Raw genomic sequence first — 25,106 nt, 5'->3', positions numbered from 1 at the left:
TCCGTTCTATTCTCGCCCCGATGAACGCACCGTACGAGTTCGGGATCCTGGGACCGCTCGCCGTCACGCGCGACGGCGCGTGCGTGAGCCTCGGCGCCGCCCAACTGCGCACACTCCTGGCCGCGTTGCTCCTCGACGCCGGCCGTGTCGTCCCGGTCGACGCGCTCGTGGACCGGCTGTGGGGACAGTGCCCGCCGCCGGGCGCCAGGAACGCCGTACAGAACTACGTCCTGCGGCTGCGCCGGGCGCTCGGAGCGGAGCTCGTACGGACCGACCGGCGCGGATACGCGCTCGACACGGAGGGCGGCCACCGGCTGGACGCGCACCGGTTCACCTCCCTCAGCCGGGAGGGCACGGCCGCGCTCGACGCCGGCCGGCCCGAACGGGCGCAGGAGCTGCTCGGCGACGCGCTCGCGCTGTGGCGCGGTGAGCCGCTGGCGGATCTGGAGCCGGAACGCTTCGAGGACGTCGTCCCCGTCCTGTGCGAACAGCGCCTGACCGCCGAGGAGTCGTGGATCGACGCCGCGATCCGGCGCGGACGGCCGGCGGACGCGCTCCCGGAGCTGCGCAGGCTGACCCGGCTCCATCCGCTGCGCGAACGCTTCTGGGCCCAGCGGATGCTGGCGCTGTACCAGTGCGGACGGCAGGGCGAGGCGCTGGCGAGCTTCCGCGAGATCAGCGCCCTGCTCGCCCAGGAACTCGGCGTCGATCCGGGCGCCGAACTCAAGGCCCTGCACCAGCGGATGCTCACGGCGGCGCCGGACCTCGCCCCCGCCGCACCCCGGACACGGGCGGCGCCGTCACCCGCTCGGGACCGGAGCGGGAACCTGCCCGCCGAGACGACGTCGTTCATCGGCCGTGAGAGGGAACTCGTCGAGGCGGAACGGCTGTTGGGGCGGTCCCGGCTGGTCACGTTCACCGGCGTGGGCGGAGTCGGCAAGACCCGGCTCGCGCTGCGCACCGCGCGGCGGATGGCGCCCGCCTTCCCCGACGGAGCGTGGCTCGTCGATCTCGCGGCGGTCACCGACCCGGCACTGCTGGAACGGGCAGTCGCCGAGACGCTGGGGCTGCGCGACCAGTCCACCCGGTCCGCCACCGACGCGGTCGCCGACCATCTGCGCACGCGCCGTCCGCTGCTCGTACTGGACAACTGCGAGCACCTGGTGGACGCGGCGGCCACCCTCGTACTGCGACTGCTGCGCGCCGCGCCGGAGCTGCGGGTGCTCGCCACCAGCCGCGAGAGGCTGGGCGTACCGGGCGAACACCTGCTGCTGGTGCCCTGCCTGACGCTCCACCAGGAGCGGGACGGAGGCGCGTGCGAGGCGGTGCGGCTGCTGTACGACCGGGCCGCCGCCTGCGCGGTCGCGCCGCCGTCCGGCGAAGGGGACCGCGCGTCGGCGGCCGAGCTGTGCAGGCGCCTGGACGGCATCCCGCTGGCCATCGAACTCGCGGCCGTGCGGCTCGGTTCGCTCAGTGTGCGGGAGGTCCTGGAACGGCTGGAGGACCGCTTCCGTCTGCTGTCCGCCCCACGCGGCCCGGCGCCCGCCACGTCCGGGGCGCCCGCCCCACCGGCGGCGGGCGCGGCAGGCGCCCCGGACGGCCCCGCACCGGGCCGCGTCCCCGGACAGGCCCCGGCCCGGGTGCCGACGGCCGCCCCCGGCCGCTACCTCCAGACCCTGCGCGGTGTCATGGACTGGAGCCACGGGCTGTGCACACCGGGCGAACGGCTGCTCTGGGCGCGGCTGTCGGTCTTCGTCGGCTGCTTCGACCTCCGGGCCGCCGAGGCCGTCTGCGCGGACGAGGCGGGCAGGCCGGAGTCCCACGAGGCGGGGCGGAGCATCGCACCAGAGGATGTACTCGACCTGATCGACGGGCTCGTCCACAAGTCCGTGGTGAGCGTCGAGCCGGCCGGGCCACCGGGGCGCCACGGCGGCGCCACCCGCTACCGCCTGCTGGAGACCATCCGCCAGTACGGCGCGGACCGCCTCCGGGCGGCGGGCGGTTCGACCGGACCGCTCGTCAGGCACTGCGAGTACTACCGTGCGCTCACCGCCCGCGCCGCCGCCGAATGGTGCGGTCCCGAAGAGGCAGGCTGGCTGGAGCGACTGCGCCGGGAACTGCCCAACATCCGGTCGGCGCTCGACCTCTGCCGGGTGCGCCCCGGCCTCGCACCGACCGGCGCGGCCATCGTCGTGGACCTGACGCGCACGCGCTGCTGGTTCTTCGGCAGCACACTCGGTGAAGCCCGGCACTGGATCGACAGCCTCGCCCCGCTGGTCGATCCCGCCCCCGTCGAGCTGACGGTGATGGTGCCGGTCACCAGAGCCTTCGTCGCGATCGTCCAGGGGGACCACACGGCGGCCCGGACCCACCTCGCCGAGTGCCGGAAGGCCGCGCCCGGGACCCCGGGCCCCGCCCCCGTCGTCTACATCGAGGGCGTGTACGCGCTCCTCGCGCCGGGCGACCCGGTCTGCATCGCTCAACTCGCCGACGCGCGGGAGAAGTTCATCGCGGCCGGACAGACCGGCGACGCGCACATGGCCACCATGTTCTGGGCGATGGCCGCGGCGTTCCTGGGGGACCGCGCCGAAGCCCGCCTCGCCTGCGACACCTACGCCGCCGACGCCGAGAGCGCGGGCGCCGAGTGGGCGCGGACCTGGGCCCAGTGGTGCACCGGTCTCACCGAACTGCTGCACGGAGAGCCCTGCCGAGGGCTCGCGCCACTGTGCGACGCGCTCGTACGGCAACGCGCCCTCGACGACAACTGGGGTCCCGCCTGGAGCCTGGAGACCCTGGCCTGGATCCTCGGCGCCCTCGGGCACCACCGCCGGGCCGCCGTCGTACTCGGGGCCGCGCACCGCTACCGCCAGGTGACGGGCGCGAGCATCACCGCACTGCGCCCCTTCGGCACACTCCACGCCCGCACTCGCGCCGTCGTACAGGAGCACCTGGCGGCCGAGGCGTACACCAGCGCGTGGCAGCGGGGCGCGACGGCCGAGGACAGCATCGCCCTGGCGCTCGGGATCGCTCACGAGGTGCACCGGCCGGCCGACGTCCGAGACCCGGAGTGACCGCGGCGTGACCGGGACGACAGCGCCGGGCGGAATGGTGCGTCGCGAGAACACCGCGGGCGGCGCCGCCCGCGGCAGCGCACGACACGTCATCGCACGACGTGTCGCCGCGTGAGACGACACCGCACGACACCCGATGACAGACGACACGAAACGGAACAGGAAACCCATGCGCAAGCGCCACGCTCTTCGTACCGCCGTCAGCGCCACGATGCTGACCGGAGCCCTCGTCCTCGGCTCGGGCACGGCCCTCGCGAGCAGCTTCCTCAGCTGGTCGGGACCGCAGAACACCGGAAGCGCCCGTGAGGTCTTCGCCTGCGGCTGCAACGAGATCGACCCCGGTCACAAGGCGGCCTACCGCTTCACCTACACCGGTCAGACCGCCGCCATGTACAACGAGGGAGGGTGCCGGGGGAAGGTGCACACCACCTTCCGCGGCAGCCAGGAGAGCCGCGACGCCTTCGGCTGGAAGAGCGTCTTCTTCCACTGCTGAGCGGCGTGACGGCTGAACCGGCCCCATGACGGGCGGGTGGACCTCCAGGTCCCGGGTCCACCCGCCCCCTGTCCAGCGTTGTCCGGCCGGCGGCCACACCGGCTCCCACCGCACGACGATCGATCCGCGCCCCCGTGACATGGGCGCGGAATGCGCGCGCCCCCTCTGCGAAATCCCGGCCGGCCGCGCACCGCGCCGCTCGGTCCGGTCCCTTCCGGTCAGCCTCAACACCCGCGCCTCGACCGGCATCCGACCCGCTGCGCCACCGGATGAACGCGGAGCGGGCCCCGTTACCCACCCGCATCGGCGTTTCGGCCATCCGTCTCACAAGGCGCCCTCCCACCCGCCAAGGGCCCGTGCATCCGGCACACACCGATTCCCCTGCGGTCACGCGGTTCGCAGAGCGTCCGAAACACACGCGTTCGAAAACGCCACCAGGTCGTTGAGCCTCACGACGTGCCCGATCGACCTTCCAGGAGGCCAAGTTGAGCTCGGCTGACGCACGGCGACGACACGGGGGTACGCGGGGTGGGCGGCATGAGTGAGTCCGGCGACGCGTCAGCCGAGAAGGTCCCGGCACCGCGCACCGCCCCGCCCCCGTCCGCGCCGCCACCCGCCGGACCATCGGACGTACGAGGGCCACGGACCGTTCCCGGGCCCGTTCCTGAAACCGCTCCCGGCGCCGTTCCCGAGCCCGAGATGCGCTACGTCGACCTGACCGGCAGCCGGGAAGCGGCCGGGCGTTCGATCCGTATGCGCGACATGGCGCGCCGACTGCCGCAGCTGGTGCGCCGGTCACTGGCCCTCGCCTGGCGCGTCGACCGACGAGCGACCATCGGTCTCCTGCTGTGCCAGGCGGCCGCGGGCGTGACGCAGGCGCTGGGCCTGGTCGCGATCAGCGGAACCCTGACCGCGCTGCTGACCGGCGGTGACGTCTACGACCGGCTCCTCAGGGCGTGGCCGTCCGTCGCCCTGCTGGCCGGGGCGGCCGGAGTGCGTGCGCTTCTGGGCATCACCGTCAGCTGGCTCTCCTCCCGGCTCGGCCCGCTGATGTCGCGCGAGGCGGAGCAGATGCTGCTCACCGGCTGCGCCGAGGTGGAGCTGTGCGCCTACGACGAACCCGACTTCAACCGCGACCGCGAGGCCGCCGACCGAGGCGCCCAGGTCACCGGGGACCTGATCGACGAGGGCCAGGACCTGATCGCCTCGGCGGCCTCCTTCCTGGCCGGGGCCCTCGTGCTGGCGGGAGTGAGCTGGGTGCTCCTGCCTCTGCTGGTGGTCGCGAGCCTGCCGCAGGCCCTGGCACAGGTCAGCGCCGCGCGGGTGCGCTATCTCGCGAACCTGCGGAGCAACGGCGACCAGCGGATGCTCTCGGTGCTGCGCTGGCACATCTACACGAAGGACGCCGCCGACCAGATCCGCGCCGGCACCATGGCCGGGTTCCTGTCCGGCCGCTACCGGCAGACCGTCGCCCGGATCAACCGGGAGGACCGGGCCGCGGCCGACACCGGGGCCCGGATGTCCCTGGTCGGCGCGCTCTGCGGGGGGCTGGGGTCGGCGGTCGTCTGGGGCGCCGTCGTATGGCTGCTGGCCAACGGCCGTATCAGCGTCGGGCACGCCGGAACGGCGGTCTTCGCCCTCCAGACGGCCGGCCAGTCGGTCCGCGGACTGGTGTCCGTCGGGGCCCGGGCCGTGCGCACCGGCCTGTACATGGACGATTGGACCGGATTCCTCGACAAGGCCGGCGGTTACCGCATGCGCCGCGGCGAGCACCGGCCCGAGCCGCCGAGGACCATCGAGATCACCTCGGTCTCCCACCGCTACGCCGGCAAGGACCGGGACGCGCTGTCCGATGTCTCCCTCACCCTGCGCCGGGGCGAGGTCACCGCTCTGGTCGGCTTCAACGGCTCGGGCAAGTCGACGCTGTCCAAACTGGTCAGCGGCCTGTATCTGCCCACGGCCGGACAGGTGTCGTGGGACGGGGTCCCGGTGGGCGACGCGGACCCGCAGGCGCTCTGGCGGCAAGTGGCCCTGGTCCCGCAGGACTACGCGCACTGGCCCTTGACGGTGCGCGAGAACATCACGCTCGGACAGCCCTCGTCCCGGGGCGACACGGCCGTGCGCGAGGCGTGCCAAGCCTCCGGAGCGGACGAGGTCGTGGCCGGGCTCGGTGCGGGTCTCGACACCCTGCTCGCCCGCGAATGGCTCAACGGCGAGGAGCTCAGCGGCGGCCAGTGGCAACGGGTCGCTCTCGGCCGGGCGTTCTTCCGGGAGGCTGGCCTGCTGGTCCTCGACGAGCCGACCGCGAATCTGGATCCCCGGGCCGAGTACCGGATCTTCCAGCGGCTCCGGGACCTGGCACGCGACCGGGTGGTGCTGCTGGTGACCCACCGCATCACCAATGTCGCCGTGGCCGACCGGATCGTCGTCCTCGACGAGGGCCGGATCGTCCAGCAGGGCACCTATCAGGAGCTGGCCGAACAACCCGGCCTCTTCAAGCAGTTGCTCTCCTACCAGGTCGCCTCCGCGATCACTCCCGACGGTGGACGGCGATGACCCCACGCGAATCCCCCACGGCCCTGCCGGGCGAGCGGCCGGACGGCGCCGAGGCCGGACCCTGGATGTCGCCGGACCGGTACGCCGAGACCGTCCTCAAGGCGACCGCCTGGGCATGCGTCTACTTCACCGACGAGGCCGACCGGCCCCTGCAACTGCGCTCCGTCTACTCACCCGCCCACCCGTGGCAGCTCGTGGGCGGCACGATGGACCCGGGCGAACGCCCCTGGCAGACGGCCGTCCGCGAGTGCCGGGAGGAGACCGGCATCACCCCGGACGGGCCGCCCCGGCTGCTGGCCACGGTGTACGGCCTGCCCGGCGGCGGATGGCCCTACAGCACGATCGGCTGCGTCTTCGACGGTGGCCGGCTCACCGCCGCGCGGATCCGTGACATCACCGTCGACCCGAGGGAGCACGACGAGGTCCGCGTCCTGCCCCTGGCGGAGTGGGAGGCACTGATGCCGTCACGCGACTTCGCACGCCTGAGCGCCGTCGCGCGGGCCCGCCGCACCGGCGAGGCCGCGTACGTCGACACATGGGACTGGGAGGGCGAGTGACCGCCAGCGATCCCCCCGACCCGGATCCGGTCCAGGCCCCGCGTGCCCGGGGCCCGACCTCGTAGCGCGGGCCGCCCTCTGCCAGGGAGACGACGTTCCCGGACACCGGGTTGCCCAAGCCCCGTTCACACGCGCGAGGCGGCCGGCCCCTCGGTGGGGCGGCCCGGCCGCCCCACCGGGCACGCTACGGGCCCGGCCGGCGCGCGGGAGGAGCAGCGGTGCTGTCGCGTACGACGAGCCGCGTGGGGACGAGCGTGAGGCCGTGCCGCGACTCCTCACGGCGCATCTGCCGAAGGACACCCTCGACGCAGCGCCGTCCCACTTCGGCGAAGTCCTGGTGAATGGTGGTCAGGGGAGGCAGGAAGGACCCGGCTTCCGGGATGTCGTCGAAGCCGACGACGCTGACGTCCTCCGGCACTCCTCGCCCCCGCCCGTGCAAGGCGCGCAGAAGCCCCAGCGCCATCTGGTCGTTGGCCGCGAACACCGCGGTGCAGTCCTCCCGGGACGCGAGTTCCAGCCCCGCCCGGTAGCCGGACTCCGCGGACCAGTCACCCCGTACGAGAGGCGGCGTGGCGCGCCCCGACGCGGTCAGCTCGGCGCGCCAGGCGTCGGCCCGGCGCTGCGCTGCGTAGGACTCCTCGGGACCCGCGAGGTGCCAGACCGTGCGGTGCCCGAGGTCGAGCAGATGGCGTACAGCGGTGCGCGTGCCGCCCGCCTGGTCGGTGTCGACCACCGTGTACCGGTCACCCGCGTCCGAGTCGGCCACGACGACCTGGACGTTCGGCGGCAGCGACAGGGTCACCGCGTCGATCAGATGTACTTCCTGGATGATGATGACGGCGTCCACGGCCAGTTCCCCCAGCCGGGAGAACGCCCCGCGCACCTCGTCCTGCGTGGGGACGGCGACCGGCAGGAGCGTCACCGCGTAGCCCTCGTGCGCCGCATGGGTCGCGATCGCCTCCAGGGTGCGCACGTTCCCCGTGGTGGAGAGGCCGAAGGTGATGACGCCGATGGTCCGGAACTCGCCGCGCTTGAGCGCGCGGGCGGCGCTGTTGGGCCGGTAGCCCAGCTCCTTCATGGCCGCCAGCACCTGCTGCCGGGTCTCCTCGTTCACCCCGGCGTAGCCGTTGGAGACGCGGGAGACGGTCTGCGAGGAGACCCCCACCAGCCGGGCGACATCCGCCATGGACGCGCCCCGGGCGCGGCCGGCCCGGTCCCCGTCGCGTAGCGCCGCAGCCGGCGGCCCGCCCGCCGAGGTGCTGTCCACTGTGCCCACCTGTCTCCCCCGCCGCCTTCGGCAAGCGGTTCCCCGCCGACCCTTGACCACCGTCAATGGGGCAGTGTAGACATGCCGCCACCAGATGTTTACGTAAACATAACCGCGCGACATTCCAGGTCGCGCCCGGTGTTCGCGCAAGCGTCCACGCGCCCGCCATGCACGCCACGCACCTCACCGCCACGCCGATTCCGAGACGGACGAGCGAGGAAAGAACATGACGACGCTGCGACCGCCGAAGGCGGTGAGACGGAGCCACTCCCCGTCCGCGCGGGGACGGACCCGCCGTTCCTGGACGGGATGGGGATTCATCGGCCCGTTCGCGATCGTGTTCGCCCTCGTCTTCCTGGCGCCGATCGTCTACTCGATCCACCTCAGCCTGTTCCGGGACCAACTGATCGGCGGCACCACCTTCGTCGGCCTGGACAACTACGAACAGGCCCTGAAAGACGACCAGTTCTGGGCCTCGCTCGGCCGCGTCTCGCTCTTCCTGGCCGTTCAGGTACCGATCATGCTCGGTATCGCCCTGCTGATCGCCCTCGCCCTGGACAGCGGCCGGCTCTACGGACGGGACTTCTTCCGTATCGCGATCTTCCTGCCGTACGCCGTGCCCGCCGTGGTCGCCACCCTCATGTGGGGCTTCATGTACGGCACCCGCTTCGGCCTGGTCGGTGACATCAACGAGGCGTTCGGCATCACCCTGCCCGACCCGCTCTCGACCGATCTGGTCCTCGCGTCCATCGGCAACATCGTCACCTGGGAGTTCGTCGGCTACAACATGCTGATCCTCTACGCCGCGCTGCGCGTCGTACCCCACTCGCTCTACGAGGCCGCGGAGATCGACGGCGCCGGACAGTTCCGCGTCATCACCGCCATCAAGCTGCCCGCCATCCGCGGCGCCCTGGTCATCGCGACGATCTTCTCGGTCATCGGCAGCTTCCAGCTGTTCAACGAGCCGAACATCCTTCGGCAGTTGGCGCGCAACGCCATCACGACGGACTACACCCCGAACTTCTACACCTACTCGCTGTCCTTCAACGGGCAGCAGCACAACTACTCCGCGGCGGTCGCCATCATCATGGGGCTGATCACCATGGTCATCGCCTATGTCGTGCAACTCCGCGGCATGCGAAGGGAGGCGTAGCCCATGACCAGCAGGGACAGCGCGATCGGCACGAGCGCCACGGGCAGCCCGGCCCCCGCCGCCTCCCCGCCCCGATCCGTCCCCACCCCCGACGCCGGCACGGCGAGAACGGCGCCCCGTCTGCGCCGGCCCCGCCGGCACACCCCCGGCCGTCCCCGGCGCAGCGTGCTGCTGACCGTGCTCACCGGCCTGGTGCTGCTCTACACCGTCGTGCCCCTGATATGGCTGGTCATCAGCGCCACCAAGACCCAGGAGGGGCTCGCCGACTCGTCCGGACTCCGGTTCGGTGACGACTTCGCCCTGTGGGACAACATCGGCCAGACCTTCACCTACGACGACGGCATCTTCCTCCGCTGGCTCCTCAACACCGTGCTGTACGTGGTCCTCGGGGCCGGCGGCGCCACCTTCCTCGCGATCCTCGGTGGCTACGCGCTCGCGAAGTTCGACTTCCCCGGGAAGCGCGCGGTGTTCGCCGTGGTCATCGGCGCCGTCGCCGTCCCGGGAACCGCCCTCGCGGTCCCCACCTTCCTCATGTTCAGCGAGCTGGGCCTGACCGACAGCCCCTGGGCGGTGATCATCCCCTCCCTGGTGTCACCCTTCGGCCTGTACCTGATGTGGGTCTTCGCGACCGAGGCCGTCCCCGTGGAACTGCTGGAGGCCGCCCGCATCGACGGAGCGGGCGAGGCCCGCACCTTCTTCCGCGTCGCCCTGCCACTGCTCGCCCCGGGCATCGTCACCGTGCTGCTGTTCACCACCGTCGCGACCTGGAACAACTACTTCCTGCCGCTGATCATGCTCAAGGACCCGGACTGGTACCCCCTGACCCTCGGCCTGAGCAGCTGGAACTCCCAGGCCGAGACCATCGGTGGCGACGTGATCTTCAACCTCGTGATCACCGGTTCGCTGCTCACCATCGTCCCGCTCATCGGAGCGTTCCTGCTGCTGCAGAGGTACTGGCAGTCCGGGCTCGCCGCCGGAAGCGTCAAGGAGTAGCGCAGCCCGCCCGTACCCGTCCGACGTCCCGCCGACGAATTGCCCGCCGCCCCGCCCACGAAGAAGTGGAAGCACCTCCATGCGCAGAACCTCCGGCCGCCTGCTGCGCGGCATCGCTCTCCTCTCCGTCCTCGCCCTGGGTGCGACCGCCTGCGGCGGATCCGGCGGTGACGGCTCCGACCAGAGGCCCGTCTCCGCGGGGGACATCCAAGCGGCCCTGAAGAAGGGCGGTACGGTCACGGTCTGGGCCTGGGAGCCCACGCTGGAGGCGGTCGCCGCCGACTTCCGGGCGAAGTACCCCAAGGTCAGGATCAACCTGGTGGGGGAGCGGTCCGGCGACAAGCACTACACGGCGCTGTCGAACGCCATCTCGGCCGAGAAGGGCGTCCCCGACGTCGCGCAGGTCGAGTACTTCGCGGTGGGGCAGTACTCCCTCACCAAGGGCCTCACCGAGCTGTCCCCCTTCGGCGCCGGCAAGCTGGCCGAGAAGTACACACCGGGTCCCTGGAACGCCGTGAGCGACGGCGACAAGGTCTACGGCCTGCCGATGGACTCCGGCCCGATGGCGCTGTTCTACAACAAGAGGATCTTCGACAAACACAAGATCGCCGTGCCGACGACCTGGGACGAGTACGTCGACGCGGCCCGCGCACTCCACAAGGCCGACCCCGAGGTCTTCATCGCCAACGACGCGGGCGACGCCGGATTCGCCACCAGCATGCTCTGGCAGGCCGGTTCACGCCCCTACACCGTCGACGGCACCGAGGTGAAGATCGACTTCTCCGACGCGGGCGCGAAGAAGTACACCGACACCTGGCAGCGACTCCTCGACGAGAAGCTCCTCGCGCCCGTCAACGGCTGGACCGACGACTGGTACAAGGGCCTCGGTGACGGCACCATCGCCACCCTGGCCACCGGCGCCTGGATGCCCGCCAACTTCGTCACCGGCGTGCCCAAGGCCGCCGGTGACTGGAGGGCGGCACCGATGCCGGCCTGGACAGAGGGCGACAAGGCGAGCGCGGAGAACGGCGGCAGCTCCCTGGCCCTGCCGGCGCTCGGCAAGAACAAGGAACTCGCCTACGCCTTCGCCGAGTACGCCAACGCCGGTGACGGCGTGGCGACCCGTGTCGAACAGGGAGCCTTCCCGGCGACCACCGCGGAGCTTCGGTCCGCGGAGTTCCGCGACACCGGGTTCGAGTACTTCGGCGGGCAGAAGGCCAACGAGATCTTCGCCGACTCCGCCGCCAACGTCGCCGACGACTGGGCCTATCTGCCCTTCCAGCAGTACGCCAACTCGATCTTCAACGACACCGTCGGCAAGGCGTACGTATCGGACACCGGACTGGCCGCCGGGCTGAAGTCCTGGCAGGACGCCTCGGTCAAGTACGGCAAGGAACAGGGCTTCACCGTCGGGTAGACCCGCTGAACCGAATCGTTCGAGCGGCCCGGTCGGCTCAACCGTCCGAGCGGCAGCGGCCGGTCCCGGCACAAGCGGTGCCGGCGGCCGGACCCGCTCAAGCCGTGCGAGTGGCCCGGCGGTCCGGGCCGTTCGCGTCGCCGCGCTGCCCGGACGACGCCGTCAGCCCCCGTGACACTCCGGAAGGAACCCCATGATCTCCACCCTCCTGTCCCGGCCGCACGGGCCGGACGGTGATCCCACCCCGCGCCTCGTGTACGGAGCCGACTACAACCCCGAGCAGTGGCCCCGCGAGGTATGGAAGGAGGACGTGCGGCTGATGCGCGAGGCCGGTGTCAACCTGGTCTCCGTGGGCATCTTCTCCTGGGCCCGCGTCCAGCCGACGCGGCACAGCTGGGACTTCACCTGGCTGGACGAGGTGATGGACCTGCTGCACGCGGGCGGCATCGGCGTGGACCTGGCCACCGCCACCGCGTCCCCGCCGCCCTGGCTCACCACGGCCCACCCCGAGATCCTCCCGGTCACCGCCTCGGGCGAGACCCTGTGGCCGGGGGCGCGGCAGCACTGGCGCCCCACCTCTCCCGTCTTCCGCACCCACGCGCTCGCCCTCGTACGGAAATTGGCCGAGAGATACGCCGGCCATCCCGCCCTGGTGGCCTGGCACGTCTCCAACGAGCTGGGCTGCCACAACGTCTACGACTACTCGGACGACGCGGCCCGCGCCTTCCGCGACTGGCTGCGCGCCCGCCACGGCACGCTCGACCGGCTCAACCACGCCTGGGGCACGGCGTTCTGGTCCCAGAGGTACAGCGACTGGGACGAGATCCTGCCACCCCGGCTGGCGGCCTCCCACCCCAACCCCACCCAGCAACTCGACTTCAAGCGCTTCTCGTCCGACGCGCTGAAGGACCATCTGCGCGCGGAACGGGACGTGTTGCGCGAGATCACGCCCGCTGTTCCCGTCACCACGAACTTCATGGTGATGGGCGGGACCAAGGGCATGAACTACCCGGACTGGGCGGGCGAGATCGACTTCGTCTCCAACGACCACTACGCCCACCCGGGCCCCCAGGACCGCGACGAACTGTCCTTCTCCGCCAACCTCACCAGCGCCATCGCCGGCGGGCGTCCCTGGTTCCTCATGGAGCACTCCACCAGCGCCGTCAACTGGCAGCCCGTCAATGTGCCCAAACGGCGCGGCGAGCTGGCCCGGGACTCGCTGCTGCACGTCGCGCACGGCGCCGACGCGGTCTCCTTCTTCCAGTGGCGCCAGTCCGCGGCCGGCGCCGAGAAGTACCACTCCGCGATGGTTCCGCACGCCGGACCCGACAGCGAGGTCTTCCGCGCGGTCACCGCCCTCGGAGAGACCCTGCGGGCGCTGGCACCCGTCGCGGGCACCGGGCGTGAACCCGCCCGGGTCGGCATCCTCTTCGACTGGGACTCCTGGTGGGCCTGTGAGCAGGACTCCCACCCCACCTCCCGGCTCGACTACCGGCAGGAAGCGCTCGACTGGTACTCCGCCCTGCTCGCCCTCGGCGTACGGGCCGACACCGTCACGACCAGCACCGATCTCGAACGGTACGACCTCCTGATCGCGCCCGTACTGCATGTGGTCCCCGCGGCACTGGCCGCGCGGCTCACCCGGTACGCCGACGACGGAGGGCACCTCGTCACCACGTACTTCTCCGGTGTCGTCGACGAGAACGACCACATCTGGCTGGGCGGACACCCCGGGGCGCTGCGCGAGCTGCTGGGCATCCGCGTCGAGGAGTTCGGTCCGCTGCTCGACGGTGAGAGCGTTTCGCTGGACGGCGCCGGTCCCGGCACCCTGTGGACCGACCGGATCACCGTCACCGACCCCGGCGCGGAGGTGCTGGCCCGCTACGAGACCGGGGCGTACGCGGGCCTGCCCGCCGTCACCCGCCGTTCGACGGGCCGGGGTTCGGCCGCGTACGTCTCCACCAGGCTCGGTGTGAGCGGACTCGCCGGCCTGCTGCCGAAGCTGCTCGCGACCGCCGGCGTGCGGAGTGAACTCCCCGAGCACGCGCGTGGAAGCGTCGAGCTGGCCGTACGGCGCGACGCCGGGAGCCGCTATCTGTTCCTGGTCAACCGGACCGACGGGCCCGTACCACTGCCCGGACTCACCGGGGAGATCCTGACCGGCCGAACCGACACCGAGGGTGTGCTCGTCCTGGCGCCGAGGGAGGTCGCCGTACTGCGGCAGCCCACGCCCTGACCTCGCGAACGCACACGTGAACCCGCACGTGAACGGGACCGCGAACGCGTTCGCGGACGCGAAGCTGCACGCCTGTGTGACGACGTACGCGGCACCGGATCCGGGCCGTCCCGCCGGCCGTGGCGGGACGGCCCACCGTCGCGCCCGCACGCCGCTGTCCGGCTGAGGCCGATGCCTGAAGGCCCCGGCCCTCCGCACTGTCGAATGAGTTCGACTCTTCAAGAACCTTGACCGGGACATGACCCGCATCCAGTATGGGAGCGCTCCCACTGATTCAAGGCTTGACGCGCCGCGAGCGATCCCTCGCCGTGCGTCGCCCGCACCAGATGTCCCGGACCGATCAGTTCCCTCGACGGCACGACCGCACGACGGCACGAACGGCACCCCCACCCGCATTCGGCAGCGGGCCGCCGCCACCATCGGCGCGCCCCGGACGGAGAGTGACTTCAGCCATGAGATCTCGTACGGCCTTACTGGCCGCCGCCGCACTGACAGCGGCCGCCACCGGAACAGCCGCCGCCGCCCCCTCCCCGAACGGCGCCGCCGCCGCGGGCTGCACCGTCGCCTACACGGTGCAGACCCAGTGGGACTCCGGCTTCACCTCCGGCGTCACGGTCACCAACACCGGTGACGCGGTGAACGGCTGGAACCTCACCTGGTCCTTCGCGGGCAACCAGCGCGTCACCCAGGGCTGGAACGCCGACATCGCCCAGAGCGGTACCGGCGTCACCGCCAGGAACGTCGCCCACAACGGCACACTCGCCGCCGGCGCCTCCACCTCCTTCGGTTTCAACGCCTCGTACAGCGGCTCCAACGCGACACCCGCCACGTTCAAGCTGAACGGCGTCACCTGCAACGCCGGTCCGACCGATCCCACGGACCCGACCGACCCGACCGATCCCCCCGGCCCCGGCGACCGCGTGAACAACCCCTACGCCGGCGCCAAGGTCTACGTGAACCCCGAGTGGTCCGCCAAGGCCGCCGCCGAACCGGGCGGCAGCCGCATCTCCAGCCAGCCGACCGGGGTCTGGCTCGACCGCACCGCCGCGATCGAGGGCGTCGGGAGCGGCATGGGCCTGCGCGACCACCTCGACGAGGCCCTGACGCAGAAGGGCTCCGGTGAACTCGTCGTCCAGCTCGTCATCTACAACCTGCCGGGCCGCGACTGCTCGGCCCTCGCCTCCAACGGAGAACTCGGCGCGACCGAGATCGACCGCTACAAGACCCAGTACATCGACCCGATCGCCGCGATCCTCGCCGACCAGAAGTACGCCGGTCTGCGCATCGTGACGACCGTCGAGATCGACTCCCTGCCCAACCTCGTCACCAACGTCACCCCGCGCCCGACCGCCACCCCCAACTGCGACACGATGAAGGCGAACGGCAACTACCAGAAGGGCGTCGGCTACGCCCTGAACAAGCTGGGCGACGCGCCCAACGTCTACAACTACGTGGACGCCGGACACCACGGCTGGCTCGGCTGGGACGACAACTTCGGCCCCTCGGCTGAACTCTTCAAGACCGCCGCCACCACCGAGGGCGCCACCCTCGGCGACGTACACGGCTTCATCGTCAACACCGCCAACTACAGCGCCCTGAAGGAGAACCACTTCGCCGTCGACGACACCGTCAACGGCGTCTCGGTCCGCCAGTCCAAGTGGGTCGACTGGAACCGCTACACCGACGAACTCTCCTACGCGCAGGCCATGCGCGCCAAGCTCGTCTCACTCGGCTTCGACACCGACCTCGGCATGCTGATCGACACCTCCCGCAACGGCTGGGGCGGCACCGCCAGGCCCGCCGCTCCCGGGCCCAGGACCACCGTGGACGCCTACGTCGACGGCGGTCGCTACGACCGGCGCATCCACCTCGGCAACTGGTGCAACCAGTCCGGCGCTGGGCTCGGCGAACGACCCCAGGCCGCGCCCGCCGCCGGCATCGACGCCTATGTGTGGATGAAGCCGCCGGGGGAGTCGGACGGATCCAGCACGGCGATCCCGAACGACGAGGGCAAGGGCTTCGACCGCATGTGCGACCCGACGTACGAGGGCAACCCCCGGAACAACAACAACATGTCAGGGGCGCTGCCCGGATCACCCCTGTCCGGTCACTGGTTCTCCGCCCAGTTCCAGGAACTCATGAAGAACGCCTATCCGGCGCTGTAACACCTCCCCGCCGGTGGGGGGGGGGGGGGGGGGGGGGACGCCCCCCCCCCCCCCCCCCCCCCCCCCCCCCCCCCGCGCCCCCGCCCCATGGCACCGACCGCCGAAGTGACGCGCAACCGAGTCCGGGAGAGCTGGAATGATCACCCTCGCCGAGGTCGCCAGGCACGCCGGAGTCTCGGCCAGCACGGTGAGTTACGTCCTCAGCGGCAAGCGGTCCATCTCACCGGGCACCTGTGAGCGCGTCGAGCGCAGCATCCATGAACTGGGTTACCACGCAGGGGCGCGCGCCCTGGCCGGCGGCAGGTCCGGCATCATCGCCCTGATGATGCCGCTGCGCACCGACGCCTGCGCCCCGGCGGTGACGGAGACCGCGCTCGCCGTCACCACCACGGCCCGCGCCCACGGCTACGACGTACTGCTGCTGACCGGCCGGGACGGTCCCGCCGCGGTGCGCCGGGTCACCGGCGGCGCTCTCGCCGACGCCGCGATCCTGATGGACGTCGCGCCGGCGGACGTACGGCCGCCGCTGCTGCGCGAGAGCGACAAACCGTTCGTCCTGATCGGCCTGCCCGCCGACCCGGCTGGCCTGACCTGTGTGGACCTCGACTTCAGCGCGGCGGGCGCACTGTGCGCCGCACATCTGGCCGCACTGGGACACCGCGACATCGCCCTGATCACGGGGACCCCCGCCGTCCACGAACCTGCCACCGGAGCCGCCGGGCGTACGCTGCACGGGCTGCGCGCCAGGGGCCGGGCACTTGGCCTGAGCGTCCGTCACCTGTCGACGGGCGGCGGCAGTGCGGCCATGGCGGACACGGTCGCCCGCGACTTCGCCGAGCACCCCGCCACTTCGGGATTCGTGGTCCAGCACGAGCAGGACGAGCGGGGAGCCGAGTCCCTGCTCCACTCGCTGAGCCGAATGGGCCGATCGGTCCCGGAGGACGTCTCCGTGATCGCGATCTGCCCGGACCGGGTGGCGCTCCGGCCGGCCGTACTCCTCACCTCGGTCTCCGTCCCGGCACAGGTGATCGGCCGCCGGGCCGTGGACCGGATCGTCGCCGGACTGACCGGCGAGCGCACACCCGACGTCACCTTGATCACCCCGGAACTGACGATCCGCGCCACCTCCGGCCCCGGGCCCGCTTGACACTCCGCGGTCGCCGCCGGCTGCCGCGTTCGTCCGATTCCTGGCCGGTCATGCCGCCGCGGCGGGCCGACCACCAGCGACCACCAGCGGCGCGGCCCCCACCACGAGCGTGAGGACCATGGCGCGTGTCCCGGGCGGCCGCGGTCCGCGCGCCACGCGGCCCAGCCGGGCCCGGGCCGCGAGGAGCGGCACGAGCCCGAAGCAGGCGCCGAACAGCCCTGTCGCCGCTGCTTCCGGCGGTGTTGCCAGGGCCTCACCGACCGGCAGGGCACCGGCATTCGCGCCACCGGTGGCGGGAAGGGAACGCGCGGTGCGCCGGGGGAGTCCGCGACGTGTCGGACGCGCTCCGGCCTGCCGGGTTGGGGGTGTCGCGGGGAGGTGTGTCATTGTGTGCGATCTGACTGACAGACCATCAACTCCCGAGGGGGACCCACAGCCATGCGCAGAACCCGTCTCACCACTGCTGTTCTGGCGTCCGTGTTCGGTCTTGCCGGTGTACTTGCCACCGGTCCGGTCGCCGGGGCCGAGGCCCGGGCGGGGTGCCAGTACAAGGTGATGTGGCCGACGGCCGGGGTCTACGAGAACCCGGAGCCCACCAGTGCCGTGGTGAAGACCAAGCACGCCGGTGACATCGTCGGCGCCTCGACCTGTGAGGGCGCCACGTACAACGAGTGGAGCTACGTGCTGGTGGCCACGGACGCGGCGGCCGACGGCCGGGGCTGGATGCGTGCCGAGGCCGTCGTCTCCGTCTGACGGCTGCGGACCCGACCGGGGCCGGCCGGGGCGGGTGGTCTGCGGCGGTCCTCGCGTGAGGGGGATTCGGCGGTTGTGCACGGTTGTTGTCCGGTGCTCCGGTCGCGTCCGTGCGGTGGACGCGCCCCGCCTCCCGCCCCCGACCCCACCCCGCGTCTGTGACGAGAGAGGTTCCCGCGTCCGTGACCGTGCCGGCTCCTTCACTTTCCCTGTCGTCCGTTCTGCCGTCGGTGCTGGGGGTGTTCGCTCACCCGGACGACGAGAGCCTCCTCGCGGGAGGCGTGCTCGCCCGGCAGGCCGCTGCCGGTGCCCGGACGGAGGTCGTGACGGCGACATGGGCCCCGGACTCGGTGCGGGCTTCCGAACTGGCCCGGGCGCTGGCCGTGCTGGGAGCGGGTGCGCCGCGGATGCTCGGGTACGGCGACGCCCGCAATGAAAGGTCGGCGCCCGGCCGGCCCCGGTGGTGCGACGTGGATCTGGACGAGGCTGTCGCGCGGGTGGTCCTCCATATCCGGCAGGTGCGTCCCGCTGCTGTCATCACCCATGACGCTCTGGGCCAGCTGACCGGTCATCCCGACCACCGGCGCACACACCAGGTGGTGCTGCTCGCCGTGGAGGCGGCGGGCCTTGCCGCGCTGTATCCCGAGGCCGGGGCGCCGTGGCGGACCGGCGTGCTCTATTCGGCCACGCACCCTCAGTCCGGGGTCGGCGGCCTCGGACCGCTGCTTCACGGGGCCGGCAAGAGCCTGCTGAGTGTGCCCGACGAGTACGTGACGGCGAGTGTGGACGTGACACCGTGGCTGGAGCGGAAGTGGGCCGCGATCCGTGCACACGGCAGCCAGCTCACGGGCGGGCGTCCGCTGCCCGCGTTGCTGTCACGTCTTGACGCGGGTGACCGGGACCGGATTCTGGCGGTCGAGTACTTCACCGGGCACCACGTCGCCCCCGCCCCGGCCGGCCCGGAGGATTCGGGAGGTTCGGGGGAGGGGCGGGAGCAGGCTCGCTGAGGGAGCGGCGGGCGCGGACTCGCGGGGGTGGTCGAGTGGGCCGGTGGTCAGCAGAACCAGCCGTTCTGGACCCAGCCCCGCCGGTTGATGTCGCCGTAGGCGAAGCCGTAGACCCACTCCCCGCCGGCTTCCTCGACGAGGAAGGTCTGACCGCGGTACAGGGTGCCCATCCAGGCTCCGTGAGGGGCGGTGACCCGTACGGCGAGGTCCTGGGCGCAGACGGTCTCGCGTACGCCCGCGGTGCCGTCGTCGGCGGTGACGGGGCCGGCGGTCAGGGCGGCCACGGCTCCGGTCACGGCCAGGACGAGGGTGATGCGCCTGCTGATGCGGGTCATGGATGGTCCTTCGCGGGGTGTGGGTTGCGGGTGTGTCACCAGGAACCGAAGCCGCCCAGGCATTCCTGCCTGACGTAGCCCCAGTCGTTGGGCCCGAAGTCGAAGGTGGCGGCCCACCCGTTGTAGACGGGGTGGGCGCCGCGGGTGTGTCCGACCTTGTCGCCGCGTCCGAGGGTCCGTTTGAGTCCGGCCGGTCCGGAGGCGCTGTCGTAGTTCGCGTAGAAGCTGGCGCTGTCGCAGACGATGACGGCGTGTTCCGGCACGGTCGGCTCCGCCTGCGCGAAGCCGGTGGGGATGAGGGCGAGGGCGGCGGCCAGGGGCAGCGTCAGCCCGAAGCGTCGTGTCGTGGCCATGACATGCATCATGGCGCAAGGCCGCCGCCCCGTCGAGAGGGGACCCACTGCCGCACCCGCGCGGAGCCGGCCCCGCCCACCCCCTCCCCGGCGGAAAGGGGTCACTAACCCTTCCGGGGGACGGGCCGCCGAACGTCGTGTCGCGCCCGGTTCTTCCCTTCTACTGTGGGCCGCCCCCACCCCGTGAAGGGACACACATGCTGGTTCAGTTGAGGGCCGAGCCGGACGACGGCGTACTGACGACGCTCGACCTCTACACCTGGCTTCGGCAGGACCCAGACGTCCGCGACCACAGCCGGCTGAGCCTCGACGAGCCCGACCCGAGCGGCGAGGCCATGGGCGCCGTCGAGGTGGTCAACCTGGTGCTCGGACAGACCTTCACCGCGCTCAACCTGGCTCTCTCGTACGCCAACTGGCGCGCGGCGCGGCCGACCGCACCCGCGATCTCCCTCACGGTCGACGGCAGATCGATCGCCCTCCAGGGGTGTTCGGAGGAGACCCTGTCGCGGATCGTCGAGCTGCTGGCCACGGGGGAGACCGGCGCTCCGGCCGTGTCGCCCCGGGACGACGGCGCGCCGGAGCCGGTGTGACGGCTCTGCCCGACCCCGGGGCCTCCCGCGCGGTGCTCATCGGGGTCAGCGCGTACGACGAGCCCCTGGCCCCCCTGGACACCGTGGCCCACAACCTGGCCGGGCTGGAGGAGTTTCTCACGGGACCCGACTCGTGGTCCCTGGCCCCGGAGCACTGCGTCGTACTGTCCAATCCCGAATCGGCCGCCGACGTACTCGACGCCGTGCACACGGCGTCGACGGAGGCCACGGACGCCCTCCTCGTCTACTTCGCCGGGCACGGCCTGCTGTCGCCTGCCGGTGACCTGTACCTGGCGCTCACGGACTCGCACGCCGGCCGTCTCTTCCGCGCGCTGGACTACGACCACCTCAGGCGCCAGGTGGCCGAGGAATGCGCGGCGCGCAGCCGGGTCGTCGTCCTGGACTGCTGCTACAGCGGCCGGGCCCTCCACGGATACATGGGGGCGCCGCTGGAACTCGCCGACTGCGGAGGCATCGACGGGACATACGTGATGACCGCGTCCGCCGAGACGAAGCGCTCCATGGCGCCGCGGGCCGAGCACTACACCGCGTTCACCGGAGCCCTGCTGACGGCACTGACCGAAGGCGTCCCCGACGGGCCCGAACTGCTCGACACGCAGTCCGTCTACCGCCACCTGAGACGGCAGTTGCAGGCCACGAGGCGGCCGGTACCGCAGCAGCGGGCCCGCAACGAGGGACACCGGATCGTGCTCGGCCGCAATCGCTGGAGCCCGGCACCGGGGCCCGAGGCGGATGCCTACGCCACGGAGCTGCGGAAGGCGGTGTCGTCCGCCCCCGCGCCGAGCGTCACACGGGGCGGGAACGACGGCCGGTACCTGCGCGGAGAGCGCGTCGCCCCGCGCGCCTTCGTGGACGCGCTGGCCGGCGTTCTGCCCCCGCGGACGCTGGAGCGACTGCACACCCTGCGCCGGGCGGCGCAGCGGGCCTCTCCCGACGCCGCGACCCAACTCCTCTACTGGCAGGAGGAGGTGACCCGGCTCCGGCACCGGACGGCACACGCCGGTGACTACAGCCGCCGGATCGAAGCCGAGCTGACGGAGGCGCGGGAGCGTGTACGGCTGCTGCACCAGGAGGTGACGGTGCTGCGGCAGCAGGTGCGGGGGCTGCTGGACGAGCGGCGCACCGATGAGGGCAGGGCGGAGGAACTGGCCGGTGTGACCGCCGCGTCCGAGGCGGCGGCACGCGGAGGCCGGACTTCGCCCGTGAAGGGACCCGTAGCGGGCACATCCTCAAATGCCCCCGGGAGAAGAAGTGTTGGCCCCTCGGCCGCCCTGCTGGGGGGCGTCCCGGCCGTGTTGGGCGTGCTCTTCCTCGTGATCGCCTGGTTCTCCAGCCTCGGCCACGTGTCGCTGACATACGACTCCGGCCGCAGACCCGCGTCGGCGGGGAGAGCGGTCTACTCGGGGGCCGGTGAGGGGCCACGCCATGTCTGGGACGTGGCGGAGAGCGTCACCAGCGTGTTCCGCCCCTCCGAGGACGACGGGGTCGACCAACTGTCGGGAGACCTCACCGTCTCCGTGCCCCGGGACTGTACGGACCGGACCGTTGAGTGGGAGATAGCCCTCGACGGCGAGCGGGCCGCCCATGGCTCCCTGACCGGGAAGACGGAGCATCAGGTCTCGGTCGACGTGGGCCTGGAACAGTCCCCGAAGCGGATCACGATCGACGCGTCCTGGGACGGTCCCGGCGGGACCTGTGAGAGTTTCGGTCTCGTCTGGACCGACCCGCGGCTGTCCAAGAGCTTCGGCCTGGCTCTGTGGTGAGGCGGTGCGATGAGCGCGCGTGACCGGCGCGGTGCCTGGCTCGGGGGTTGCGCCGGTCTGCTCGGCGTCATGGGGATGCTCACCTTGATGGCGGCGAGTTGCTCGGCGTCGGCGCTCGGTCTGTCGTACGACAGCGGCGCGCGCCCGGTCAAGGCGACGGTGAGCCGCGCCGCCAGATTCGTGGACCCGGTGTACGAGTACAGCTGGGACGTCCGGCGTCGCGTCGAAACCAGGTTCGCCGTTCCCTCCGGCTTCGGCACGAGCGAGGTCGGCTCACTGGAAGGCACCCTCCGGGCGTCGGTGCCCGACGGGTGCGCCGACCGCACGGTCCGCTGGCAGATCGAAGTCGACGGAGCACCGTTCAGGAGTGGACAGGTGCGGTGGGTGCACGCGTACGACGTGGAGATCGACGTGGCCGTGCACGGCAGACCCCGCACGGTCACCATGAAGGCCGGGTGGGACGGCGGCACCGGGTCGTGCCCGTCCTTCGCGCTCACTTGGCGGGACCCGGAGATCCTCATGAGAGCCGACCCGAATTTCATGAATCCGGACTTCTACTCCTGAGACCCGGTCACCCCGCGGCTCCCAGGGCGTGTGGTGAGAGTCCGATCCCGCACGTCCTGGGATTCGTCACGCCGACCACGAGACCCGCCCCTACCGAACCTCGGGCGCTGGATGCCGCCGGGACGAAACCCACCGCCTGCGCACGGCTGGTGGCGCGGTCGAGGGAAGCCACCCCTGTGCCGAGCCCGCCCGAGGGGCCGCCGACTCGCGCGGCTTTCAGGTGAATTCGGGCCGGGGCCGGCCGTCGTGGCGCAGCCGGAGCCGGCGGCGGGGGTGCGAGCGGAGTACCGGGTGGAGACCCCAGCCCTGTTCCGAGGCCACGCGGAGTACGTAACCAGGGCCCGCGCCACGGAAGTAGTGCGCCCCGAGTTCCAGGTCCCGGTGGTACTCGCGGGCATGTCCCGACGTCTCCACCCGCCGGGTCTGCTTGCCGACCCGGCGGTCCACCCGTGCCTGGTAGTACGCGGTGTCGCCCTCCCGTACGAGCGCGACCGGGGTCACACACCAGAGCGGGATGAAGGGCACCCTGCCGAGAGTGGCGTCCAGTACGCGAATCGCGCCCCTCTCGGCGCGCGGCACCACGTAGACGATGAGCTGGGCCACCGTCGCCACACCGTAGAAGAAGCACCCGAGCAGGACCCACAGGACCCACCACAACGGCAGGAACACCAGGGTCAGTGGCAGGAGCAGCAGCCAGCGGACCGCGGCCGGGCGGACCGGGAACGGACCCCAGGCCGGGTCGTCGGGGTGATGCGCGGACGGCGGTGTGTTCCCCACGGACGGTGTGTCCCCCTCATGCTCGCCATGGCGCGTGCGCCACGGCCCTGTTGCGGTGCGCCCGCGAGTCTATGCCGGGCCGGCGGCCCCGAAGCCGGCCCACCGGTACGGGGACCGGTGGGCCGCGCCGGGTGAGCCGGGTTCGGTCACGCGGGCAGGGCGTGCAGCTTCTTGCCGTGCAGCGCGAAGACGCGTTTGCCGTCGGTGGCGATCAGCCACGCGTGGAAGTCGCCGGATTCGTCGTTGAAGGTCCAGCGCAGTTCACCGGTCGAGGCGTCGATCGCGACGACACCGCCCTGTTCGTCGAGGCTCGTGGCTCCGTAAAGGACCTCACCGACCTTGACGTACTGTCTGGGCACCTGGACCTCCTTCTCCGCGAGGGCCTTGGACTGCCAGATCTCCTTGCCGGTGCCCGGCTCGATCGCCCGCAGTGTGCGGTCGCTGTCGCCGATGTAGAGCACGCCCTCCAGGACGGCCGGCTCCTTGAACGTGGTGAGGCGCTCGGTCTTCATGGACCACTTCTGGGTGCCGTCCGACAGGTTGAAGGCCTGGAGCGTCTGCCCCTGCGGGACGATCACCAGATCCTCGTGCACGGCGAAGAAGCCGTAGTTCGTCTTCGTCGTCTTGTGCGTCCACACCTGCGACCCCGTGGCCGTGTCGCGCACCGTGAGGTTCTTCTTGAAGTCGGTGTACACCAGATGGCGGCCCTGGACGGCGGCGTGGACCCCCGTCTCCATGGTGCCGAGATCGCGCTGTTCACTCCAGGCCACCTTGCCCGTGGAACCGTTGAGCGCGGCGATCACGTTGGTCCGGGACGAGCCGTCGTCCTCCAGTATCTCGGCGATGACGTACACCTGCTTCTCGTCCACCGCCATCGGCTTCGGCTGCCGGTAGCCCTTGCCCAGGTGGCTGCGCCAGGTCTCCCTGCCCGAAGCCGGGTCGTAGCCGGCGACGGTGCCGTCGTACTTGCCGCTGGCCAAGTACAGCGTGCCGTTGCCGACCAGCATCGGCGCACCGGGGATCGCACCGCTCTCCAGCGCCCACCGCTCCTTGCCGGTCGCGGCGTCGAGGGCGGCGAGCGGATCACCGCTCGCGATCACCACGCCTCCCACGGCCACGAGTTCGTCGTTGTCACCGTAGGTCTGCGCCGCGGTCGACTTCGTCCACTGCGGCTCGGGGGCCTGCCCGGCCCGGGGGCTCTCGGCCCCGGAGGGCTTGTCGGCCCCGGACACCTCCGAGCCCCCGCCGTCCGTCGTGTCCTCGCGGCAGCCCACCGCTCCGGCCGCCAGGACCGTCAGCGTGAGACCGCCCCCGGCAAGCCTCAACACCCGCCGCCGGGAGGGCCTGCCACCCGACGCACTGATTCCCCTGGCCATGCCGTACCCCCGTGGGTCGTAACAACAGAAAAGCGCACAGACCGATGTCATATGTCCTACGGCCCTGCGATCATGAACGTTAGCCGCCGCCGGGCGCCACGGGAGACGCCGTGAACCAACCGGGACAACGTCGTGGAGCAACCGGGACATCACCCCCGCACACCCGGCCCGGCCGAGCGCGCCGCGCAGGCAGGGGCGGACGTCCGTACGGGCCCTCACCGGCCGAGGCCCTGCCGGACAGCGCCGAGTCGGTGAACAACGGTCTCGATGTGCCGCGCACCGCGTCGCGCCGAAGCCGCACAGGGCCGTCACGGCCCTGGACGCCGAGGACTCGGGCGGAGGTGATCGCCGGGGCACGGGCCGCCGCCGTCCGCCGCCTCGGCCACATCCGAGGAGGCCGACAGGCAGCGGCCGGGGGGGGGGGGGGGGGGGGGGGGGGGGGGGGGGGGGGAGACGGGGGGGGGGGGGGGGGGGGGGGGGGGGGGGGGGGAGGGGGGGGGGGGGGGGGGGGT

At 71.9% G+C, this 25,106-nt stretch carries 21 protein-coding genes; 16 read left to right on the top strand and 5 right to left on the bottom strand.

From position 1 onward, the window contains the following. The first annotated feature begins 20 nt into the window (after positions 1–20). The 4 genes from ACZ61E_RS12610 (at position 21) to ACZ61E_RS12595 (ending at position 6,677) form a co-directional block, all read left to right on the top strand. Positions 21–3,071 carry an AfsR/SARP family transcriptional regulator gene (locus tag ACZ61E_RS12610; protein WP_469699594.1) on the top strand — a complete coding sequence of 1,017 codons (3,051 nt, stop codon included), beginning with the start codon at positions 21–23 and terminating at the stop codon, positions 3,069–3,071. Positions 3,072–3,240: 169 nt separating this feature from the next. Then, the gene (locus ACZ61E_RS12605; RefSeq protein ID WP_469699593.1) at positions 3,241–3,564 is read left to right on the top strand and encodes a MiAMP1 family antimicrobial peptide; all 324 of its coding nucleotides are present in this window, start codon (positions 3,241–3,243) and stop codon (positions 3,562–3,564) included. Between the two features lie 699 nt (positions 3,565–4,263). Continuing rightward, positions 4,264–6,120: an ABC transporter ATP-binding protein gene (locus ACZ61E_RS12600; protein ID WP_469699592.1), complete on the top strand. Its 1,857-nt coding sequence runs from the start codon at positions 4,264–4,266 to the stop codon at positions 6,118–6,120. After that, positions 6,117–6,677: an NUDIX domain-containing protein gene (locus ACZ61E_RS12595; RefSeq protein WP_469699590.1), complete on the top strand. Its 561-nt coding sequence runs from the start codon at positions 6,117–6,119 to the stop codon at positions 6,675–6,677. The genes ACZ61E_RS12600 and ACZ61E_RS12595 overlap by 4 nt, the downstream gene beginning before the upstream one ends. Positions 6,678–6,861: 184 nt before the next feature. Here the strand turns inward: ACZ61E_RS12595 and ACZ61E_RS12590 are convergent, their stop codons facing one another. Beyond that, positions 6,862–7,953 (bottom strand): LacI family DNA-binding transcriptional regulator, encoded by a 1,092-nt coding sequence (locus tag ACZ61E_RS12590; protein ID WP_469699589.1) that lies wholly within the window; start codon positions 7,951–7,953, stop codon positions 6,862–6,864. 217 nt (positions 7,954–8,170) lie between these two features. Here ACZ61E_RS12590 and ACZ61E_RS12585 point away from each other — a divergent pair, with 217 nt between their 5' ends. The 9 genes from ACZ61E_RS12585 (at position 8,171) to ACZ61E_RS12545 (ending at position 18,815) form a co-directional block, all read left to right on the top strand. After that, on the top strand, positions 8,171–9,097 hold the full coding sequence (locus ACZ61E_RS12585; protein WP_469699587.1) for a carbohydrate ABC transporter permease: 927 nt from the start codon (positions 8,171–8,173) through the stop codon (positions 9,095–9,097). Between the two features lie 3 nt (positions 9,098–9,100). Next, positions 9,101–10,090: a carbohydrate ABC transporter permease gene (locus ACZ61E_RS12580; protein WP_469699586.1), complete on the top strand. Its 990-nt coding sequence runs from the start codon at positions 9,101–9,103 to the stop codon at positions 10,088–10,090. A gap of 79 nt (positions 10,091–10,169) precedes the next feature. Next, on the top strand, positions 10,170–11,507 hold the full coding sequence (locus ACZ61E_RS12575) for an ABC transporter substrate-binding protein (protein ID WP_469699585.1): 1,338 nt from the start codon (positions 10,170–10,172) through the stop codon (positions 11,505–11,507). A 193-nt stretch (positions 11,508–11,700) separates the two neighbouring features. Further along, positions 11,701–13,743, top strand: coding sequence for a beta-galactosidase (locus tag ACZ61E_RS12570; protein ID WP_469699584.1), 2,043 nt, complete (start codon positions 11,701–11,703; stop codon positions 13,741–13,743). Between the two features lie 28 nt (positions 13,744–13,771). Then, a complete protein-coding gene (locus ACZ61E_RS12565) occupies positions 13,772–13,909 on the top strand; it encodes a hypothetical protein (RefSeq protein WP_469699582.1) in 138 nt (45 codons plus the stop codon). A 286-nt stretch (positions 13,910–14,195) separates the two neighbouring features. Continuing rightward, entirely contained in the window at positions 14,196–15,908 is a 1,713-nt protein-coding gene (locus ACZ61E_RS12560) for a glycoside hydrolase family 6 protein (RefSeq protein ID WP_469699581.1), read from the top strand. A 136-nt stretch (positions 15,909–16,044) separates the two neighbouring features. Then, positions 16,045–17,055, top strand: a complete 1,011-nt coding sequence (locus ACZ61E_RS12555) for a LacI family DNA-binding transcriptional regulator (protein WP_469699580.1) — start codon at positions 16,045–16,047, stop codon at positions 17,053–17,055. A gap of 438 nt (positions 17,056–17,493) precedes the next feature. Continuing rightward, a complete protein-coding gene (locus tag ACZ61E_RS12550; RefSeq protein WP_469699578.1) occupies positions 17,494–17,808 on the top strand; it encodes a glycosyltransferase in 315 nt (104 codons plus the stop codon). A 239-nt stretch (positions 17,809–18,047) separates the two neighbouring features. Beyond that, positions 18,048–18,815 (top strand): PIG-L deacetylase family protein, encoded by a 768-nt coding sequence (locus ACZ61E_RS12545; protein WP_469699577.1) that lies wholly within the window; start codon positions 18,048–18,050, stop codon positions 18,813–18,815. Positions 18,816–18,862: 47 nt separating this feature from the next. On the opposite strand, the gene ACZ61E_RS12540 is transcribed toward ACZ61E_RS12545, so the two are convergent. Together ACZ61E_RS12540 and ACZ61E_RS12535 are read right to left on the bottom strand one after the other, a co-directional pair. Continuing rightward, positions 18,863–19,150, bottom strand: coding sequence for a hypothetical protein (locus tag ACZ61E_RS12540; protein WP_469699576.1), 288 nt, complete (start codon positions 19,148–19,150; stop codon positions 18,863–18,865). A 35-nt stretch (positions 19,151–19,185) separates the two neighbouring features. Continuing rightward, the gene (locus ACZ61E_RS12535; protein ID WP_469699574.1) at positions 19,186–19,503 is read right to left on the bottom strand and encodes a hypothetical protein; all 318 of its coding nucleotides are present in this window, start codon (positions 19,501–19,503) and stop codon (positions 19,186–19,188) included. A 197-nt stretch (positions 19,504–19,700) separates the two neighbouring features. Here ACZ61E_RS12535 and ACZ61E_RS12530 point away from each other — a divergent pair, with 197 nt between their 5' ends. The 3 genes from ACZ61E_RS12530 to ACZ61E_RS12520 are packed head-to-tail and all read left to right on the top strand — an operon-like array spanning position 19,701 to position 22,441. Then, a complete protein-coding gene (locus tag ACZ61E_RS12530; protein WP_469699573.1) occupies positions 19,701–20,093 on the top strand; it encodes an effector-associated constant component EACC1 in 393 nt (130 codons plus the stop codon). Beyond that, the gene (locus ACZ61E_RS12525) at positions 20,090–21,877 is read left to right on the top strand and encodes a caspase, EACC1-associated type (RefSeq protein ID WP_469699572.1); all 1,788 of its coding nucleotides are present in this window, start codon (positions 20,090–20,092) and stop codon (positions 21,875–21,877) included. The genes ACZ61E_RS12530 and ACZ61E_RS12525 overlap by 4 nt, the downstream gene beginning before the upstream one ends. Positions 21,878–21,886: 9 nt before the next feature. After that, positions 21,887–22,441: a hypothetical protein gene (locus ACZ61E_RS12520; RefSeq protein ID WP_469699571.1), complete on the top strand. Its 555-nt coding sequence runs from the start codon at positions 21,887–21,889 to the stop codon at positions 22,439–22,441. Between the two features lie 216 nt (positions 22,442–22,657). On the opposite strand, the gene ACZ61E_RS12515 is transcribed toward ACZ61E_RS12520, so the two are convergent. Next, positions 22,658–23,218, bottom strand: a complete 561-nt coding sequence (locus ACZ61E_RS12515; RefSeq protein ID WP_469699570.1) for a hypothetical protein — start codon at positions 23,216–23,218, stop codon at positions 22,658–22,660. A 146-nt stretch (positions 23,219–23,364) separates the two neighbouring features. Continuing rightward, positions 23,365–24,594: a PQQ-binding-like beta-propeller repeat protein gene (locus ACZ61E_RS12510; RefSeq protein ID WP_469699569.1), complete on the bottom strand. Its 1,230-nt coding sequence runs from the start codon at positions 24,592–24,594 to the stop codon at positions 23,365–23,367. Positions 24,595–25,106: the final 512 nt, after the last annotated feature.

The sequence above is a fragment of the Streptomyces sp. NPDC104581 genome, from assembly GCF_055583685.1.
This window is presented reverse-complemented; position numbering and strand designations above follow the sequence as displayed.

Excerpts from the sequence above, each read along its gene's own strand:
- ACZ61E_RS12610 (WP_469699594.1), top strand. The coding sequence starts at position 21 with ATGAACGCACCGTACGAGTTCGGGATCCTGGGACCGCTCGCCGTCACG.
- ACZ61E_RS12605 (WP_469699593.1), top strand. The coding sequence starts at position 3,241 with ATGCGCAAGCGCCACGCTCTTCGTACCGCCGTCAGCGCCACGATGCTG.
- ACZ61E_RS12600 (WP_469699592.1), top strand. The coding sequence starts at position 4,264 with ATGCGCTACGTCGACCTGACCGGCAGCCGGGAAGCGGCCGGGCGTTCG.
- ACZ61E_RS12595 (WP_469699590.1), top strand. The coding sequence starts at position 6,117 with ATGACCCCACGCGAATCCCCCACGGCCCTGCCGGGCGAGCGGCCGGAC.
- ACZ61E_RS12585 (WP_469699587.1), top strand. The coding sequence starts at position 8,171 with ATGACGACGCTGCGACCGCCGAAGGCGGTGAGACGGAGCCACTCCCCG.
- ACZ61E_RS12580 (WP_469699586.1), top strand. The coding sequence starts at position 9,101 with ATGACCAGCAGGGACAGCGCGATCGGCACGAGCGCCACGGGCAGCCCG.
- ACZ61E_RS12575 (WP_469699585.1), top strand. The coding sequence starts at position 10,170 with ATGCGCAGAACCTCCGGCCGCCTGCTGCGCGGCATCGCTCTCCTCTCC.
- ACZ61E_RS12570 (WP_469699584.1), top strand. The coding sequence starts at position 11,701 with ATGATCTCCACCCTCCTGTCCCGGCCGCACGGGCCGGACGGTGATCCC.
- ACZ61E_RS12560 (WP_469699581.1), top strand. The coding sequence starts at position 14,196 with ATGAGATCTCGTACGGCCTTACTGGCCGCCGCCGCACTGACAGCGGCC.
- ACZ61E_RS12555 (WP_469699580.1), top strand. The coding sequence starts at position 16,045 with ATGATCACCCTCGCCGAGGTCGCCAGGCACGCCGGAGTCTCGGCCAGC.
- ACZ61E_RS12550 (WP_469699578.1), top strand. The coding sequence starts at position 17,494 with ATGCGCAGAACCCGTCTCACCACTGCTGTTCTGGCGTCCGTGTTCGGT.
- ACZ61E_RS12540 (WP_469699576.1), bottom strand. The coding sequence starts at position 19,150 with ATGACCCGCATCAGCAGGCGCATCACCCTCGTCCTGGCCGTGACCGGA.
- ACZ61E_RS12535 (WP_469699574.1), bottom strand. The coding sequence starts at position 19,503 with ATGGCCACGACACGACGCTTCGGGCTGACGCTGCCCCTGGCCGCCGCC.
- ACZ61E_RS12530 (WP_469699573.1), top strand. The coding sequence starts at position 19,701 with ATGCTGGTTCAGTTGAGGGCCGAGCCGGACGACGGCGTACTGACGACG.
- ACZ61E_RS12520 (WP_469699571.1), top strand. The coding sequence starts at position 21,887 with ATGAGCGCGCGTGACCGGCGCGGTGCCTGGCTCGGGGGTTGCGCCGGT.
- ACZ61E_RS12510 (WP_469699569.1), bottom strand. The coding sequence starts at position 24,594 with ATGGCCAGGGGAATCAGTGCGTCGGGTGGCAGGCCCTCCCGGCGGCGG.